The organism is Mesopusillimonas faecipullorum (assembly GCF_020539505.1).
Classification (GTDB): domain Bacteria; phylum Pseudomonadota; class Gammaproteobacteria; order Burkholderiales; family Burkholderiaceae_B; genus Mesopusillimonas; species Mesopusillimonas faecipullorum.
In genome coordinates, this window is the sequence record NZ_JACDXW010000001.1 from 192,382 (window position 1) to 208,462 (window position 16,081).

General features: G+C 55.9%; 17 protein-coding genes, 1 tRNA gene and 1 pseudogene. 10 read left to right on the top strand and 9 right to left on the bottom strand.

Annotated elements, in window-relative coordinates:
- Positions 1–56: 56 nt before the first annotated feature.
- From dnaK to hrcA, 5 genes are all read right to left on the bottom strand, one after another.
- A complete protein-coding gene (gene dnaK / locus H0484_RS00865) occupies positions 57–1,976 on the bottom strand; it encodes a molecular chaperone DnaK (RefSeq protein WP_226952547.1) in 1,920 nt (639 codons plus the stop codon).
- A 79-nt stretch (positions 1,977–2,055) separates the two neighbouring features.
- A complete protein-coding gene (grpE, locus tag H0484_RS00870; RefSeq protein WP_226952548.1) occupies positions 2,056–2,625 on the bottom strand; it encodes a nucleotide exchange factor GrpE in 570 nt (189 codons plus the stop codon).
- A 148-nt stretch (positions 2,626–2,773) separates the two neighbouring features.
- Complete coding sequence (locus H0484_RS00875) at positions 2,774–3,334, bottom strand: carbonate dehydratase (protein WP_226952549.1); 561 nt, start codon at positions 3,332–3,334, stop codon at positions 2,774–2,776.
- A gap of 175 nt (positions 3,335–3,509) precedes the next feature.
- Entirely contained in the window at positions 3,510–4,565 is a 1,056-nt protein-coding gene (hemH, locus tag H0484_RS00880) for a ferrochelatase (RefSeq protein ID WP_226952550.1), read from the bottom strand.
- A gap of 4 nt (positions 4,566–4,569) precedes the next feature.
- The gene (hrcA, locus tag H0484_RS00885) at positions 4,570–5,580 is read right to left on the bottom strand and encodes a heat-inducible transcriptional repressor HrcA (protein ID WP_226952551.1); all 1,011 of its coding nucleotides are present in this window, start codon (positions 5,578–5,580) and stop codon (positions 4,570–4,572) included.
- A 190-nt stretch (positions 5,581–5,770) separates the two neighbouring features.
- Between hrcA and H0484_RS00890 the strand changes: the two genes are divergently transcribed.
- Together H0484_RS00890 and recN are read left to right on the top strand one after the other, a co-directional pair.
- Positions 5,771–6,670 carry an NAD kinase gene (locus H0484_RS00890; protein WP_226952552.1) on the top strand — a complete coding sequence of 300 codons (900 nt, stop codon included), beginning with the start codon at positions 5,771–5,773 and terminating at the stop codon, positions 6,668–6,670.
- Positions 6,671–6,686: 16 nt separating this feature from the next.
- Complete coding sequence (gene recN / locus H0484_RS00895) at positions 6,687–8,336, top strand: DNA repair protein RecN (protein WP_226952553.1); 1,650 nt, start codon at positions 6,687–6,689, stop codon at positions 8,334–8,336.
- 57 nt (positions 8,337–8,393) lie between these two features.
- Here recN and H0484_RS00900 read toward each other — a convergent pair whose 3' ends face one another.
- The 3 genes from H0484_RS00900 to fur all read right to left on the bottom strand — a co-directional run bounded on the left by H0484_RS00900 (position 8,394) and on the right by fur (position 11,159).
- Positions 8,394–10,091, bottom strand: a complete 1,698-nt coding sequence (locus H0484_RS00900; protein ID WP_226952554.1) for a clostripain-related cysteine peptidase — start codon at positions 10,089–10,091, stop codon at positions 8,394–8,396.
- Between the two features lie 2 nt (positions 10,092–10,093).
- Complete coding sequence (locus H0484_RS00905; protein ID WP_226952555.1) at positions 10,094–10,453, bottom strand: hypothetical protein; 360 nt, start codon at positions 10,451–10,453, stop codon at positions 10,094–10,096.
- A 274-nt stretch (positions 10,454–10,727) separates the two neighbouring features.
- Entirely contained in the window at positions 10,728–11,159 is a 432-nt protein-coding gene (fur, locus tag H0484_RS00910) for a ferric iron uptake transcriptional regulator (protein WP_226952556.1), read from the bottom strand.
- Positions 11,160–11,306: 147 nt separating this feature from the next.
- Here fur and H0484_RS00915 point away from each other — a divergent pair, with 147 nt between their 5' ends.
- Complete coding sequence (locus H0484_RS00915) at positions 11,307–11,813, top strand: outer membrane protein assembly factor BamE (RefSeq protein ID WP_226952557.1); 507 nt, start codon at positions 11,307–11,309, stop codon at positions 11,811–11,813.
- 11 nt (positions 11,814–11,824) lie between these two features.
- The gene (gene dapB / locus H0484_RS00920) at positions 11,825–12,616 is read left to right on the top strand and encodes a 4-hydroxy-tetrahydrodipicolinate reductase (RefSeq protein WP_226952558.1); all 792 of its coding nucleotides are present in this window, start codon (positions 11,825–11,827) and stop codon (positions 12,614–12,616) included.
- On the opposite strand, the gene murB is transcribed toward dapB, so the two are convergent.
- Positions 12,613–13,629 (bottom strand): UDP-N-acetylmuramate dehydrogenase, encoded by a 1,017-nt coding sequence (gene murB, locus H0484_RS00925; protein WP_226952559.1) that lies wholly within the window; start codon positions 13,627–13,629, stop codon positions 12,613–12,615. The genes dapB and murB overlap by 4 nt on opposite strands.
- Positions 13,630–13,853: 224 nt before the next feature.
- Between murB and H0484_RS00930 the strand changes: the two genes are divergently transcribed.
- The 6 genes and pseudogenes from H0484_RS00930 (at position 13,854) to H0484_RS00955 (ending at position 15,906) form a co-directional block, all read left to right on the top strand.
- Positions 13,854–13,929, top strand: a tRNA-Gly gene (locus tag H0484_RS00930).
- Between the two features lie 118 nt (positions 13,930–14,047).
- Positions 14,048–14,152, top strand: a pseudogene (locus tag H0484_RS00935) (Arm DNA-binding domain-containing protein); the annotation flags it as partial.
- A 7-nt stretch (positions 14,153–14,159) separates the two neighbouring features.
- A complete protein-coding gene (locus H0484_RS00940) occupies positions 14,160–14,738 on the top strand; it encodes a hypothetical protein (RefSeq protein WP_226952560.1) in 579 nt (192 codons plus the stop codon).
- 147 nt (positions 14,739–14,885) lie between these two features.
- Positions 14,886–15,041: a hypothetical protein gene (locus tag H0484_RS00945; RefSeq protein WP_226952561.1), complete on the top strand. Its 156-nt coding sequence runs from the start codon at positions 14,886–14,888 to the stop codon at positions 15,039–15,041.
- Positions 15,042–15,236: 195 nt separating this feature from the next.
- Positions 15,237–15,488: a type II toxin-antitoxin system Phd/YefM family antitoxin gene (locus H0484_RS00950; RefSeq protein ID WP_226952562.1), complete on the top strand. Its 252-nt coding sequence runs from the start codon at positions 15,237–15,239 to the stop codon at positions 15,486–15,488.
- A complete protein-coding gene (locus H0484_RS00955; protein WP_226952563.1) occupies positions 15,478–15,906 on the top strand; it encodes a putative toxin-antitoxin system toxin component, PIN family in 429 nt (142 codons plus the stop codon). The genes H0484_RS00950 and H0484_RS00955 overlap by 11 nt, the downstream gene beginning before the upstream one ends.
- Positions 15,907–16,081: the final 175 nt, after the last annotated feature.

Sequence of the window (16,081 nt, forward strand, 5' to 3'; positions counted from 1 at the left end):
GCGCCGGGTAAACAATAGGCTTTCGGGGCGAAACGCCTATAACTGCCGGACGACGCTTACTGGTCGCGCTTGACTTCCTTGAAGTCGGCATCAACCACATTGTCATCTTGTGGCTGAGCTTGTTCGCCACCAGGCTGGGCTGCAGCCTGCGCTTGCATGTCGGCGTACATCTTCTCGCCGAGTTTTTGCGAGGCCGTGCTAAGCGCCTCCACCTTCTCGTCGATAGCTGCCTTATCACCGTCTTGCAGCACGGCTTCCAGATCTTTGATCGCCGCCTCGATAGCTTCTTTTTCGGAAGCCTCAAGCTTGTCGCCGTACTCTTCGAGCGACTTGCGTGTGGCGTGCACCAAACCATCAGCTTGGTTACGGGCCTGCGCCAATTCAGCCACGCGGTGATCTTCCTCGGCATTGGCCTCGGCGTCCTTCACCATGCGTTCGATTTCCTCGTCGGTCAGACCAGAGTTTGCCTTGATGGTGATCTTGTTTTCTTTGCCTGTGCCCTTGTCTTTGGCGGACACATGCAAGATACCGTTGGCATCGATGTCAAAGGTGACTTCGATCTGGGGCGTACCGCGAGGCGAAGGAGGAATCCCTTCGAGGTTGAACTCACCCAGCCCCTTGTTGCCGGCAGCAATCTCGCGTTCGCCTTGGAACACCTTGATGGTCACAGCCGGCTGGTTGTCGTCAGCCGTAGAGAACACCTGCGAATGCCGGGTAGGAATCGTAGTGTTCTTTTGGATCATCTTGGTCATCACACCGCCCAGGGTTTCGATACCCAGGGAAAGCGGAGTGACGTCGAGCAGCAATACATCTTTACGATCACCGGACAACACCGAACCTTGAATGGCAGCACCCGCAGCCACAGCTTCGTCGGGGTTGACGTCTTTACGAGGCTCTTTACCGAAGAACTCTTTAACCTTCTCTTGCACCTTGGGCATACGGCTCATGCCACCCACGAGGATGACGTCGTCGATGTCGGTTGCCTTGATGCCGGCATCTTTGATGGCCGTGCGGCAAGGTTCGATAGTGCGATCGATCAGTTCTTCGACCAGGGCTTCCAGCTTGGCACGCGTGATCTTCAGGTTCAGGTGCTTGGGGCCAGAGGCATCAGCCGTAATGTAAGGCAGGTTGATTTCGGTTTGCTGTGCAGAGGAAAGCTCGATCTTGGCTTTCTCGGCAGCTTCCTTCAGGCGTTGCAGGGCCAGAACGTCTTTGGACAGATCGACGCCGCTTTCTTTCTTGAACTCGCTGATGAGATATTCGATGATGCGTTGGTCGAAGTCTTCACCACCCAAGAAGGTGTCGCCATTGGTGGACAACACTTCGAATTGCTTTTCGCCATCGACGTCAGCGATTTCGATGATGGACACGTCGAACGTACCGCCACCCAAGTCGTAAACGGCAATCTTGCGGTCGCCCTTTTCGGATTTATCCAGGCCGAAGGCCAAAGCGGCGGCCGTGGGTTCGTTGATGATGCGCTTGACGTCCAGACCCGCAATACGACCGGCGTCTTTAGTGGCTTGACGCTGACTGTCGTTGAAGTAAGCGGGCACCGTGATGACAGCCTCGGTAACTGGCTCGCCCAGGTAGTCCTCGGCGGTTTTCTTCATCTTGCGCAGCACTTCAGCCGACACCTGGGGAGGCGCCAGCGTTTTGCCTTGGGCTTCAACCCAGGCGTCGCCGTTGTCTGCCTTGAGAATCTTGTAAGGCATCAGGTCGATGTCTTTCTGTACGGCTTTCTCGTCGAATTTGCGACCGATAAGGCGCTTGACGGCGTACAGGGTGTTGGCAGGGTTGGTAACGGCCTGGCGCTTGGCGGCAGCCCCAACCAGAATTTCGCCGTCTTGCAGATAAGCGACGATGGAGGGCGTGGTGCGAGTGCCCTCGGCGTTTTCGATAATACGGACCTTACCGCCTTCCAGCACGGAAACGCAGCTGTTAGTGGTACCAAGGTCTATGCCTATGATTTTGCTCATGAACTTTGCCTTGAAGAATAATTCGTTATGAATAATTTGGATTCGGGATGAACAGCAATTGGGGACGGCTCGCCAAGTTTCAAGAGGCCGAACCTGAAGACACCATGACTAGTGCGGGACGCAGTACGCGTTCGGCAATGGTGTAGCCCTTTTGCAAACGCTGCGCGACCATGCCTTCGGCGAACTCGGAAGGCACAGCGGAAATGGCTTGGTGCATGTTGGGGTCGAATTTCTCGCCGGGTTCGGGCGCGACCTCTTTAAGCAAATTACGCTCGAAGGCGTTAGTCAGCTGACGCAGCGTGACTTCGACGCCCTCGCGCCAAGAATCCAGCGTCTGTTCCGGGGCTGCCAGAGCAGCCTCAAGGCTGTCACGTACGGGAATCAGGCTCTCGGCAAAGGATTCGGTACCAAACTTACGTGCTTTGGCAACATCGTCCTGCGATCGGCGGCGTACGTTCTCGACCTCGGCGCGGGCGCGCAGCAGCTCATCGTGGTATTGCGCCACCTGCGCCTGTAACTCATCGAGCTTGGCGACCAGATCTTCCTCCGGGGCAAAAGTCTCGGCCCCATCGGTTTGGGCTGCTGGATCCTGACCGGCCTCGGCTTGGTTAAGCTCTTGGGGGTCAACAGATTGGTTCTTATCGGACATACATCATTCTCCGCGTCTAATGGGCGTAATCACCCACAAATGGGGTCGGGCCCATCAATTTCAAGGGAATCATGACTGCCCCACCTCGACTGCCAAGAAAACGGCAGAAGCACGACAGGGGTAGCCGTTTCAGTGTGGCGCTTAAAGCTCAGAATTCGTTTTGAATGCGCCGGTACGCCTGAGCCAAAGACACATTGGTATGCATGACGGATTCCGAGAACTGCTGAGCGGACTCAGGTACGGTTTCCAATGCTGTCAAATCCGTCGCACCAGTGACAACAGTAGCGGAAGGCAGGTAGAAATTATCAGGGATGTCGTGGCCGTCTACCACACAGTTATGGCGTACCACGGCGTTATCGCCCACGCGGCAATTGAACAGCACGGAGTTGAACCCCAGAAACACGCGTGAGCCCACAATACAGGGGCCGTGCACGATGGAGCGATGAGCAATGGAGCTATGCTGACCGATGGTAACGGCGGCACCATCTTTAGAGTGAATCACCACGCCGTCTTGAATGTTCGAGTTGGCGCCGATAACGATGGGTTCCATATGGCCATCGGCATCGACTTCGTCGGCACGGATAACGGCGTAAGGCCCGATGAACACATGCTCATTGACGATAACGTTGCCGCACAGCACGGCGGTGGGGTCAACGAAGGCGGTTTCATGGACGACCGGATAGTCGCCGCGCGGATTTCTTCTAAGCATGGGATAAGTTCACGAGGACATTGGAAAAGGCGGTGTCTCGGACCTGACTATGAACAGGCGGCCAACTACGAGACACGGCGTACAGACCCAGCTAGTTTAATACGTAAGCACAGACACCCATGCCCCTGCACCCTACCCCAGCGCCCAAACCCAAGCTGGAGCCTGCGCCAATGGCTTAGCCCCAGCCTTGTATATGACGCCCCACAATAGCGGCAAAACCCTGAGCCCAGAGAGGGTCATCATTCAAGCATGGAACATACCTGAACGACTGCCCACCCGCCTTGATAAAAGCGTCTTTGCACTGCATCTGAATCTCTTCCAGGGTTTCCAGACAATCGGCCAAAAACCCCGGGCACAAGACATCGACGCTACGTATACCCTGTGCGCCCCAGGCCGCCAGCGTAGGCTCGGTATAGGGTTCCAGCCATTTCTGGCGACCAAAACGGCTTTGAAACGAGACCTGCAGCACTTCTGAACTGACTCCCAGCCGTTTACGTAACAGCTGCGCGGTTTCCATGCAATCGCGATGATAAGGGTCCCCCGCCTGCACGACATCGTTGGGAAGACCATGAAAGCTGAGCAGCACTCGCTCACCGCGCCCCTGTTCGGCCCAATGGCGCTCTAGCTGAGCCGCGAGTGCCGCTATGTATTCGGGTTCGTGGTGAAAGCGTTTAATAAACCGCATTTCGGGCTGGTTCCGTAAACGTGCGGCAACCTTGGCTACAGCGTCAACTGCCGTAGCCGTGGTAGAGGCCGCATACTGCGGATACATAGGCACCACCAAAATGCGTTCACACCCATGAGCACGCAGCGCTTGCATGGCCTGTTCTATAGAAGGCCGGCCATAACGCATGGCCAGGACGGCGCGTACCGCTGGTTTTCCCTGTGCGTGCAAGGCCGCCTGCACCGCTTGCACCTGTGCCTGGCTCCAAACCAATAGCGGCGAACCACCCGGCATCCAGATTTCTGCATAGCGCGGCGCTAATTTTCGGGGTCTGAACGGCAGAACAGCCCCGCGCAATATAAGCTGCCATAACCAGGGGGGCAATTCGACCACACGTGGATCGGATAAGAACTCGCCCAAGTAACGACGAATGCTAGCCGTATCAGGCGCATCGGGAGTGCCAAGGTTGATGAACAGCAAACCCACCGGCCCAGGCGGCAGCCGCTTGGGTGCGGCGGCAAAGGCTTCCGGATCGACCGGTTCTGGCAAATACGAGGAGAAAGACATGATGCTAGGCCTGGCTTTGGCTCAAGGCGTTGGACAGCAGCCGCGAGGTGATGTCAACGATGGGGATGACGCGCTCGTAGGCCATTCTTGTTGGGCCGATAACCCCCAAGGTGCCGACAACCGTGCCATCTACGGTATAGGGTGCCGTAATCACGGAAAGGTCGTCCAGCGGTACGAGTTGGGAGTCGCCACCGATGTAAATTTGTACACCTTGCGCTTGGCCGGTCACATCCAGAAGCTGCAGCAATTCGGTTTTTTTCTCGAAGAGCGCGAACAATCGGCGCAATCTGTCCATGTCTGAGGCAATCTCTGAAACATCCAGCAGTTTGCTTTCACCCGATATCACCACGTCGTCTTCGGTGCCGTCAGGCGTGACACTGGCCTCGACCGCAGCCTGCATCAGTCGCGAAATATCGGCCTGCAACGACGATAGCTCTTCGGTGATGGCGCGACGAACTTCGTGGAAAGATTTGCCTGAGAAATGCGAATTAAAAAAATTGCTGGCTTCCAGCAGTTCTTGCTCGGTGTAGTCTCGTTGACCGAACAAGATGCGGTTCTGCACATCGCCGTCGGGCGTCACGATAATAAGCAACACCCGGCGATCGGATAGGCGAATGAACTCAAGATGACGAAAGACCTGCGCGCGCTTGGGTGTCAGTACCACCCCCGCAAACTGCGTAAGATTAGATAGCAATGCTGCTGCGGCGCTGACCGCCCGCGCCGGATCAGCGGCAGGGAGCATTTCACGCGCTTTGGCGGCGTCCATCACTTTGTATGGATGTACCGAAAGCAGGCTATCGACAAACAAGCGGTAACCACGGGGCGTGGGTACCCGGCCTGCAGAAGTATGGGGGCTGTGTATCAGCCCTAGCTCTTCAAGGTCGGACATCACATTGCGTATGGTGGCCGGCGACAAATCGAACATTTTCGATAAAGTACGCGAACCCACCGGTTGCCCGTCGGCGATGTAGCGCTCGATCAGGGCTTTCAACAGCGATTTAGCTCGATCATCCATAACGTCAATAAACGGGCATGGCAAGCAGCCTTCCAGCAAAACGGGACACTTGCGACACGGATAGCACCCGCGACACAATGGGGAACATATAATCTCACTAATCTTAATGGATATTTGCAGGTAAGTGCTTCTCGCGGGCGTTACACCCTGCACGCGCCTCAACGCCAGCCAGAAAACAGGATGTCCGCCTATGCATTTCAAGACCGTCGCACTTATTGGTCGACACCAGGACAGCGGCCTGGTGGGGCCGCTGCGCGCCATGATTGCCACGTTGCAGCAGGCCGGCTGTAGCATCCTGGTCGAAGCCGAAACCGCTCATCACACGCGCCTTACGGAGTTCGGCCAGGCCAGCTACGAGCAAATCGGCGAAACCGCCGACCTGGCCGTCGTGATGGGCGGCGACGGCACCATGCTGGGCGCCGGTCGCATGCTGGCCCCCTATCGCGTGCCCCTTATCGGCATCAACCACGGACGGCTGGGTTTCATCACCGACATCCCCCTGCACAATGCCACCGACGCGCTTAGCCGCGTCATTAAAGGCCACTACGACATCGAAGAACGCATGCTGCTTGAAGGCCGCATCGTACGCGATGGTCAAACCTTGTTTTCCAGCTTGGCCCTGAATGACGTGGTCATCAACCGAGCAGGCCGTGGGGGCATGATAGAGCTCAGGGTAGAGCTGGACGGTAGCTTTATGTACAGCCAGCGATCAGATGGTCTTATCATTTCCACCCCCACCGGCTCTACGGCTTATGCCATGTCGGCCAACGGCCCCATCGTGCATCCGCGCCTGAACTCCATGCTGCTAGTCCCGGTGGCGCCGCAAACTCTTTCGCACCGCCCCATCCTGATTCCTGACAACGGTTTACTTAGCATCACCTTGGCAACCCTGGGGCGGGTCGAATCCGGCGCCAGCGTGCACTTCGACATGCAAACGTGGTCCGACAGCCTGCCGGGCGACCGCATCGACGTACGCAGAGCCAGCAGCACCATACGCCTAATACACCCTACCGGCTACAGCTTCTTCTCTACCCTGCGCCAGAAACTGCAGTGGAACCGCATGCCGCAATTGTCTGAAGACTCCGAATAAGCCCAGGATTTCCAACATGCTGAGTAGTCTGCTCGTCCGAGATTTCGTTATTGTCGACCAAGCCGAGATCCACTTCAGCGATGGCTTCACCGTTTTTTCGGGCGAAACCGGGGCGGGCAAATCCATACTCATAGATGCGCTGTCCTTGGCCTTGGGGGCTCGCGGCGACACCGCCAGTGTTCGCGAAGGCTGCGAGCGCGCCGACATCAGCGCGGTGTTTACCGTACCTGAGTCCATGAAAAGCTGGCTGGACGAACACCATCTTGAGTCAGACGGCACGCTGATTTTGCGTCGAGTGCTGGATACACAAGGCCGTAGCCGCGCCTATGTCAACGGCGTGCCGGCCACGCTAACGCAGTTGCGCGAGCTAGGCGAACAACTCGTTGATATCCACGGCCAGCATGCGCATCAAAGCCTGATGCGCCCCGGCAGCCAGCGCGATATGCTGGATGCGCAGGGTGGCCATACGCCACTCGCTCAACAAGTCAGGGCCAGTTGGCAGTCATGGCAGCAAGCCGAGCAAGCTTTACGCCAAGCTCAGCAAGACCAACATGCTTTATTGGCTCAGCGTCAGCGTCTCGAAGATCAGCTGGAAGAGCTGGGTAAGTTGGGATTGAAACCCGGCGAATGGGAAACACTCACGCAAAACCAGACCCGCTTGGCCCATGCGCAAGCCATACTGGAAGGCAGCGCTCGTGCGCTCTCGCTGCTAGATGGCGAAGAAACCGGCATTCAGCGCCAGCTGCGCCTGGCCGCCCAAACACTGCAAAACCTCGTACGGCACGACTCTCGCTTGCAAAGTATTTGCGACGCCATAGAGTCAGCTCATATTTCGGTTACCGAAGCCGCCTCCGACCTTCAATCCCATTTACACGATATCGAGCTCGACCCCGACTCTTTGGCACGCATAGAACAGCGCATGTCCACGGTGTTTGAAACGGCGCGCAAGTATCGTGTAGAGCCCGAAGAGTTGCTGCCCTTGCTAGAACAACGCCAGGCAGAACACGCCGCCAGCTTGGCCGGCACCGATTTGGCAGCCCTGCAAGCTCAAGTCGAACAGGCCCGCAGCGAGTACGACAAACTGGCCGAGCAACTGGGCAAAGCGCGTCGCAAAACAGCACAGCGCCTGGCCGAGCAGGTGAGCAAAGCCATGCAAGGCCTTGCCATGGAAGGCGGTAGCTTCGAGGTCGCGCTTGAAGCCTGCCCGCCCTCAAGTCACGGTAATGAAAACATAGAGTTCCTGGTGGCCGGCCATGCCGGCACCCGCCCTCGACCTTTGGGCAAAGTCGCGTCGGGTGGCGAACTGGCACGTTTATCGCTTGCCTTGTCCGTCATTGCCAGCCAGGCCGCACGCGTCCCCACCCTGATTTTCGACGAGGTGGACACCGGAGTTGGCGGTGCGGTCGCGGAAGTCGTAGGCAGGCTTTTACGCGAGTTGGGTAACCGCCATCAAGTCCTGTGCGTCACTCATTTGCCACAGGTAGCCTCATGCGGCATGCACCATTACAAGGTAGAAAAAGCGCGCAGCAAGAACACTACGTTGTCCAGCATTACCCTGTTAAACCAAGAAGCAAGGGTTGAAGAAGTCGCGCGTATGCTGGGGGGTATAAAGCTAACCGAAGCCACTCGCACCCACGCACGCGAACTGTTGCAAACGCAGGCTTAAGCAAACAGCTTCCGACCCAGCTTCGCAGCCGGCCCAGCCGGCTGCCTGTCTGCCTGACTAAGGTTGTACCTGCTGGGCAAACTGGTATCGGCCCTGGTAGTCGATGACGCCTAGCTCTAGACTGCAATCGTCTACCATGCATACGCCTGCTGACACATCCAGCGGCGCCAGCGTCCACCATTGCTCGCGGGGCGTATCGGCATCGCCAATGGCTTGGCTGATAATGCGGTCGTCCAAATCCACGAGGTTGCTTTCCCACTTGCGATCCGCGTTCCAGCGCTTGGGATATACTGCGGACCCCACGGGTAGGCTAGTGTAAGGACGACTGGCATACGGGTTGTCGTCTTCGTCCACGAAGCCCACGATACGATACACACGCTGACGCTGGCCGCTTTCAGAGGCATTCTCTTCGAAGAAGGCAGACACCAAAAGTGAGCCTTCGTCAAGATCAGAAGTGCCTGCGGGAATGACTGTGACCGGCACTAAATGGTGCAACGTTGCATCCGCATCGAAGTGAGGCATGTCGTCGGGCAGCACCGATACCGGTACGACATAGGGGCTGCCTTGAGCCTGTGGCAAACCAAACCACCCCGTTTTTGCATGGGCTGCGATGCGCAGGGAGTCCTCTAGGCGCGGATCATTATCTGCCTCGGAGATCTCCGCATCCAAGGGCTTCAAAGCCACCATTTGCGACTCGCCCCCGCTGTCCCGCCATAAAGCAGCATAGCCTGCAGCCTGAAAGCGAGGGTTGCTGACAAATGCGTAATTGACGTCTTCCAGGCCCGTTTGCAATGGGCTTACCTGAGGCGCCGGCCAATCTTGGCTGCTGGCCAGCGTAAAGTAAAGCCCGACAATATTTTTGAGTGCAGCAGGCACGGGCAAGGCGTTGTACAGCGCGTAGATTTGATCAACGTCTTGCAGCCCTACCAGCGGGAAATACATGGTTAGACCACTGCTGTCCCACAACTGATCCCCATGGCGTTCATACACAACCGCCTGCCGCAAGGCCTGCTGTACCGCTTCGACTTGGGCTTCGCTGACATCAAGATCGGCAAACTTAGGCAGCGCAATAAAATCGCCGATATCAACGAGGTCGTCGGGATCGTCGGAGAACCATGAGGTCTGGAAGTCATGGCTGACGCGACGCGCGTAGGCAAGATCTGCCCATATATTGAATCGCTGCTGGCCACTGGCCCCCTCTAGCTTGGCAGAAACCGTGCCAAAGATATCAGCCAAGGCCTGCGTTAAGGTTTCTATTTTCTGCAGGTCAACCAGCGAAGCGGTAACGGTTCTGTGCCCGTCTTGAGCCATTTTGGCAATGTAGGCATCGATGGTGGTAATGCCCGCCGAGAGCGCCGTGCTTTCCGGGGTATTGACCACATGCCCCAAATAGGCCGCCCAATCCCAGCCCGACTCAGGCTCGACTTCCTCGGAGGCCAACAGATATTTACCGTAGGGACTAAGTGCCTGCGCAATCTCTACGCTGGCCATCAAGCAAGCATCAAAGCCAATAAGGTCAAGCTTGACGCCGGTAACAGCCTGGGCGCCTTTCAGGGCTTGCTGCATCTCTGGCATAGACATCATGGCGGTGTCAGGATAGTTCTGGTCGCTGCCAAAGCCGTAAAGCGGCCCAGCCCCATGGTTCCACAACACCAAGTGGTATTGTTTTGCGGGATAAGCCTTGATACCCCACTCTACGAATTTGCGCAGGCTCTCGGGGTCGCTCATGCGCTGGGCCCCCAGATCTTCGAGCACCGTCAGGCTACCTTTTTCAACGCGCTGACGCTTGACCGTCTTCCAACCTTTTTATTAGCGCCACCGGTTTCCACAATGACGTGCACGTCGCTGCTTGAGCCTACCGTCATCATCTCGGCCAGATTACCCGTCGCCTGATCGCCCATTTTCCCGCTGTCGCTCGGCCCTTCCAGGTCGGAACCCACGATATAGACAAGCACTGTGGCTCGCGCAGAGGCATCTGGCTCGGGAACAGGATCTGGATCGGAAGAAGAGCCTCCGCAAGCCGTTAAGACAAACATCAGAACCAACACCGGCACTATCGCGAACCAAGGCGCGCGCCGCGTTGCCCCGGTGGCATGCTTCCACATTGAAGTTTTCATGTCTACCTCCGGTTTTTGGTAAGGACTGCAAGCACAGCGAGCGCAAGGCCATTTACCTTGCCATCAGGCGCAATTTTGCCAGCAGAACCAAGCCGCATAAACAAACGTATTATTTTTTATGATTTTATGTCTGCATCAGCTAGCACAAAGGCCATAGAGACAGGAGGGAAACTTGGGTGAACAAGGTCCACAAGCAGCGCAGCGGCGTTTGTGGACCTGTTAAACAGAGACACACCGCCGCCCGGGCGGCAACGGTGTTGAAATAAAGAAAGGATTAACCCGCTTTGGCAGTCTTGCTGCGGCAATCTGCACAAATGCCATACAACATCATGGTGTGGCTTTCTAGCGCAAAGCCATGGTCTTTGGCAACGCGATACTGGCGTTTTTCGATCTCGGGATCGGAGAACTCGACCACTACCCCGCAATTGGTGCAAATGAGGTGATCGTGGTGGTCGCCGTCGTTCAGCTCGAATACCGCCTTGCCGCCGTCAAACTGGCTGCGCACCAAAATGCCGGCCTGTTCAAATTGCGTCAATACGCGATAGACCGTAGCCAATCCTATGTCTACATCATCGTTGATCAGGGCGCGGTAGATATCTTCCGCGCTTTGATGGCGCTGATCGGCCTTACGAAAAACGTCTAGTATCTTCAAGCGCGGAAAGGTCGCTTTCAGACCCATGTTCTTCAATTCGTTCTGGTCGTTCATAGATAAAATAGCTCTGGCAGGAAACAGATGAAACGAAAGACGGGCACTACAAAAAGACAGCCCGTGTCGACTGACGCTATGATGCGTTTTTCTTATGCCTTTATGATAACGGTTTTACCCGATCAGAACTGACAAGGAACCCTTCCCGTGCTAACAAACACGAAACCTTTGGTAGCAGCATTGCGCACAAGCCTGATAAGTGTCACGCTGGCTGTTACGCTGTCTGCCTGCGGTTCTACGAAATGGGGGTTCCCCTACCGCGCTGATGTCCAGCAAGGCAACTGGATTACCGCCGAACAGGTTGCAGAATTGCAAACCGGCATGAGCCGCGCACAGGTACGTTATGTACTAGGCACACCCGTGCTGCAAGACGCCTTGCACAGCAACCGTTGGGACTACACCTACTATAACAAACCGGGCTATGGCGATGCAGAATTGCGCCGGTTCACTGTCTGGTTCGATGGCGACCTGGTCACACGCTGGGACGGCGACCCTCAACCCGACCGTCAACCCTACGAACGCACCGACACCGGGGCCCTGGAACAGGCCGAGGCCATAGAAGCCGGCCTTAAGCCCCTAGAAGACGTGCCCGACGCGGCTGTCACTGCCGCCGAAGAAGCTGCGACACCCTCTGCCATCAACCCCTTACCTTGACGAGTCCCAACATGCGTATCGCGATCGCCGGAGCCAGTGGCCGCATGGGCCGCATGCTGATAGAAGCCATCCTTAACACCAGCGACCTCAAATTGACTGTCGCTCTCGACCAGCCGGACAGCGCCAACCTGGAGCAAGACGCCGGCGCGTTCCTGGGCGTTGATACCGGCGTGCTGATACGCAGCGACCTCGACGCTCTGGCAGACGCCGATTGCCTCATAGACTTCACCCGTCCAGAAGGCACCCTGGCGCACCTGCAAGCCTGCATCAAACACAACGTCAAGTGCGTTATCGGCACAACGGGTTTCGACGCAGCGGGCAAGCAAGCCATACAAACCGCCAGCCAAAAAATCGCTATCGTCTTTGCTCCCAACATGAGCGTGGGCGTTAACACCACCCTCAAGTTGCTGGATATGGCTGCCAAGCTGTTAGCCAGCGGCTACGACGCCGAAGTCTTCGAAGCACATCATCGCAACAAGGTTGATGCTCCTTCAGGTACCGCTCTGGCCATGGGTGAAGCCATCGCCCATGCCTGGAACGTCAAGCTTGACGACGTCGCAGACTGGGCGCGTCATGGGCATACCGGCGCACGCGAAACCGGCCGCATTGGTTTTTCTGTGGTGCGCGGCGGCGATATCGTGGGCGACCACACGGTTTACTTTTGCGGCGACGGCGAACGCATAGAAATCACCCATCGCTCCAGCAGCCGAACCACTTATGCTCAGGGCAGCCTGCGCGCCGCACGCTACCTGGCACGTAAAGAGTTCGGCCTGTTCGATATGCAGGATGTCTTGGCGGCTTAACGAAAAACCACGGGCTCCTGCTCCAGCAGGACCCCAAAGCGCTGATAGACCGACGTTTTTATTTGTTCCGCCAACTCCAGCACGTCCTCCGCGGTGGCTCCGCCATGGTTCACCAGTACCAGCGCCTGGCGATCATGAACCCCCACCGCGCCTAAGCGCCGCCCCTTCCAACCAGCTTGGTCTATCAGCCAGCCTGCTGCCAGCTTAAAGCTGCCATCGGGCTGCGCATACGCGACCAAATTGGCGTGCCCTGCTTTCAAAAGCTGAAACTGGGCAGCTGTTACCAGCGGATTCTTGAAAAAACTGCCGGCATTGCCCAACACGGCGGGGTCCGGCAGTTTGCTGCGCCGAATGGCACTCACAGCATCGAATACCTGTTGCGGCGTTACACCCGTATGCTGCAAAGACTCGTGTTTGTGTAAGTCGGGGTAAGTCAGAACCGGCGTCCAATTGACAGGTAAGCGAAAACGCACCGCGACAATCAGCCAACGACCGGGCTCTTCGCGTTTGAAGAGACTGTCGCGATATGCAAATTGGCAATCTGCGGCCCCAAATTCTACGGCTTTGCCCGCTTGCATATCCCAAGCTAATAAGCTGTGAAAGCGTTGATCCAGCTCTACCCCGTAAGCACCAATATTCTGTACCGGTGCTGCCCCAACAGTGCCTGGGATCAAAGCCAGGTTTTCCAGACCAGGCCATCCTTGCTTTAGACAATAAGCCACGAAATCGTGCCACACTTCGCCCGCGCTAGCCTCAACCACGCGTTCTTGATCGGTTTGTTCCAGCAAACGTATACCGCGGGTTTCCACTTTTATGGTTAAACCCGGCAAGGCTCCCGCTAACACCACATTACTGCCGCCCCCCAACACCATGGTACGAGGGTAAGCAGCCACCGCTTCGGCCAACTGCGGCAACACTACAGTATTGTCCAGCCTTAACAAGTGCCCTGCCCTGCTGGGCAAGCCTAAAGTATTGAAAGCAGAGAGATCTTGATCAAGAGAAAGAGGCAGCAAGACAGTAACCAAAAAAGTGTGCTAGAATTTCGTTCTTGGTTGGATGTTACTTGATTCTGAAGCTTCGCCGCTAGCGAAGGGGCAGATTACAAAACAACAGGCGTTTGGCGCGCTAGTTGGCAAGCAACAAAACAGCCAGAACAGAAAAACGAAGTTGATTTGCACAAACAAAAAAATTCGTTTATAATTCTGTTCTTTCCTGATGATCAAACATCAAGAAAAACGCGGGAATAGCTCAGTTGGTAGAGCGCAACCTTGCCAAGGTTGAGGTCGCGAGTTCGAGACTCGTTTCCCGCTCCAGATTCTAAAAAAAGGCCGAAAACTTTGTGTTTCGGCCTTTTTTTCGTCCAGCGACGTCTCCTGGCGTCCGCCTACAGCCACGCGATTTAAGGCCATTTTTGAGCTATGCTCGCAGCTGATGGACAGACATTCCTTGGCGGTTTCCGCCCAAGGCGGTAAGTCGTGGCACTTCCGCTACTACTCGCAGGTCAAGCAGAAACGCATGTCCCTGGGCACTTACCCCATCCACGATGGTCAAATGGTTTGATCTGCTGGATGCTCTCAAAAAAATCGAGATCCGAGACGTCATGAATCGACGGTTGCGTCCGGAGGTCCGGGTTGAGCCCAAGTTGGTCAGAAGTAAGCAGTTCGACAAGACGAGGAAAGCAGAGTGGCGCAGGGCACCATACGCCTCGATCACCAATGTTGGCCAAGTGACTCTAGAGAAATGGCAGTTCGAGATGGACTTGCCGTACGAAATAATCCGGAACTCAGATCATCCGGAGAGGTTCGAAAGTCAGGATCCCATGGCTCATTTGGACTGGGTGGATGCTCACCGAGGTGTTGTGAGCCTTGTCCATGACGACAACAAGCACCTTGCACTGCGGATACACTCTGGCGACCCTGATGTTGAACAGAACCGCCGACTACTCCACCCTGGTCAGACACTTATCCTTGTTGATCCGGAACGACCTCCGTTCATCGTGGTGGAGCTTGATCACTCGATCTGGCGAAAAATCAACGGGCGCTCCATTTTTTGGCGTCTTTTTCTGCACAATTCACAGCCGATCAAAGGTGAGTGGATCTTCGACGAATGGTGTGACTTTTAGTTATTACCTCCGAGGGCAACGACAGGTCATAGGATCGGCTGACCTCGGACACCGTCGTCTTGCCCTCGGTGTTTGTCAACAATGATGTCCAACACCAGCGCACTCTTGTACTTTGCTGTTCATCGCGTGATACCTTAATCCATCTTCATGCCCATGAAGACCGGCTTGGAGGGCGAGTGCTCCAAGAAGGTTTTGAATTCGGGCTTGCTGATGCAGACCTTGGAGCGCTGGGTGGCTGCGCTCAGCAGAACCTCGCGAGCATTCCTGTCCGTGCGTATCAAACAGCTTCTTGAGCGGCGCTGATGTAACGCATTCTATACAAGTCATTTTTTCTTCCTAAAAACTATTTTTCTCATATGGATGGCTACGATTTCAACACTAACTGCGCAACACACAGAGTCATACACGAAGATCAGGGCAAACCAACCCATTCGAACCTATTGAACGAATCGAACGATTGAAGTAAGATGGCTCGTAGACTTGCACGAGGAGTCCGAGATGCAAACCTTTACTGCCAATGAGGCAAAAACTCGATTCGGTGAACTGATCGACCGGGTGCAACGCGAACCGATTCAGGTCACGCGGCGCAACCGGGTTGTCGGCGTTATGGTATCTGCGGAGGACTACCATGCAATGCGTGAGTTCTATGCAGATCGGCTGCGACGCACCTTGAAGCAAAGTGCCGAAGAAGCCGCCGGCAAGGGCTTGACAGACGAGAAGCTGGAACAGCTCCTGGCCGATGAGGATTGAGCGTGCTGTCATCGATACCAATGTTCTGATCAGTGCAGCGCTATCGCCCCGATCTGCCCCAGCGCAGATCGTGGACTGTCTTCTGCAACACGCTACGTTGGTGTTTTCACGAGAAACCTTCGAGGAACTTGAAACCAGGCTCTGGCGTCCAAAATTTGACCGCTATCTGGACATGGAGCGTCGGCGCCTGCTGTTGCATGACTTCGCTGCCGCGGCTCAGTGGATCGATTTGCCTGCGCCGCCCAGACTAGCGCACAGCCGCGATCCTGATGACGATGTGTTTCTCCATACGGCCCTACAAGGCAAGGCGGAATGGCTGATCAGCGGCGACAAGGATTTGCTGGAGCTTCCACCGGCTGACTGGGGATTCGAAGTCCTGTCACCGGCTCAGGCTCTAGAGAAATGGCATCAAGAATGAGCTTTTTGGAAAATGGCCAATCGAACAACTATTGAGCGTTCGCACACTCTTCCCCAGGTATTCCTCACTTTTTAAGGTCCTAGGTCGAGACTCGTTTCCCGCTCCAGATTCTAAAAAAAGGCCGAAAACTTTGTTTTTCGGCCTTTTTTTCGTTCAGCGACGTCTCCTGGCGTCC